General features: G+C 40.6%; 2 protein-coding genes. Both read left to right on the forward strand.

Translation table 11 applies throughout. The features are described from left to right. Nucleotides 1-362 precede the first annotated feature (362 nt). Nucleotides 363-647: an ABC transporter substrate-binding protein gene (locus P8O70_08945; protein ID MDG2197001.1), complete on the forward strand. Its 285-nt coding sequence runs from the start codon at nt 363-365 to the stop codon at nt 645-647. Nucleotides 648-824: 177 nt separating this feature from the next. Further along, nucleotides 825-1,019, forward strand: a complete 195-nt coding sequence (locus P8O70_08950; GenBank protein ID MDG2197002.1) for a hypothetical protein — start codon at nt 825-827, stop codon at nt 1,017-1,019. Nucleotides 1,020-1,528: the final 509 nt, after the last annotated feature.

Genomic DNA, 1,528 nt, shown 5'->3' on the forward strand with positions numbered 1-1,528 from the left:
GAAACAAATGGAGGTGGTTTCAGCTGACCACCGTAACTTTTACAGGCTTCAGCAATACGATTGAATCCGAAAACGAAAAATTGCTTTTTGTCATTTTTGAATATTTTTCATTTTTTGTTGCGCATTACCTTCGGATATTGAAAAGAATATATATTAGCTTTTGATTTAGCTGAAAACTAAGAACTAATTCACAACTCTAATGTTTTATTCAAATTGTTTCAACAGAGTTGCCGATGATAAAAAATAAGTTCATTAAAAGAATCGCTAGCTCTTTGGTTGCTTTGGGAATTTCAACCGTAGCTTATTCAAATTCATGGGCAGAAAATCTTAAAATTGGTATGGTAAGCTCGTAGACCGGAGAGATGTCAAACTATGGTATTTCTGCAAAAAATGGAGCGACCTTATCGATAAAACATATCAACGCTGCTGGAGGAGTTCTTGGTACAAAGCTTGAGGTTGTTTCACAAGACGATGCCTGTGATTCAGCCAAGGCCACTCGAGTAGCTGAGGAAATGGTGGCAGAAAATGTGATTGCGGTAATTGGACACATCTGCAACAACTTCGACAGAAGCAGCTTTGCCAAGCTACTTAAGCGCAAATATTCCGGTTACATCTGCTGCTTCGAACAATCCAAACCTGACGAATGATGGTAAATATCCCAATTTCTTCAGGACAATCAGTCACGACGCTTCTCAAGCACTTCTGCAAATAGAGTTTGCTGTCAAAGCGTTGGGAATAAAAAAGGCTGCTGTAATTTTTGACCAAGGAAACTATGGAAAAGAGATGGCTGGTTTCGTTAAAGATGGTCTTGAACATGGGTCAAGGTGCGGGTCTTTGAGCCCATTGAATCTGGAGCTGAGAGTTATTCTGAGCTAATCGGAAAGCTCCGCAAAGCAAAGGTGAACAGTTCAAATGGTACCGCTGTGTTTTTCAGTGGTTATCATCCAGAAGCGGCTAAATTTGTTGCTGGGCCCGAAAAGAAAGAAATAATGCCTACTTCATTTCTGGAGATGGCGTAAAAGATCTTTCGTTCATTGAAAATGCAGGAAAATACGCAATGGAATATTATTGTTTCTGTGCTATTTGATCTTTCAAAAATGGCAAGCGCTAGAAGTGTCACATAACAATACAAGGCTGAATTTGGATCAGATCCTACGATTCATAGTCTTCGTTCCTACGCTGCTGTTCAAGTATTTGCAAAGGCGCTGGAAAATCTGGAACATCAGATTCATCTGCAGTGATTAATACTTTGAAGGAGGTTGAAATGCTAGATTCTGTGTGCCTTGTAAACGATTGAATATCAGTTGTTTAGCCTAAGAGCTAACTCTCGGATTGTGGATGTATTCGAAGCCCAGTGTGGTTAGGCACGGGTGGCAACACTCTCGTAGATTCCGAAAGGAAGTGCTGAACATAGCATCCACGCCCAAAAGGTCTATGAACTCTCCAAGGTAGCTCAGGAGTAGGTACGGATCAGGGCTAGACAGATATGGTTAAGGTTACACTACTTGAACCCAAGGACTTTGATGGA

This window comes from SAR324 cluster bacterium (genome assembly GCA_029245725.1).
Lineage (GTDB): Bacteria > SAR324 > SAR324 > SAR324 > NAC60-12 > JCVI-SCAAA005.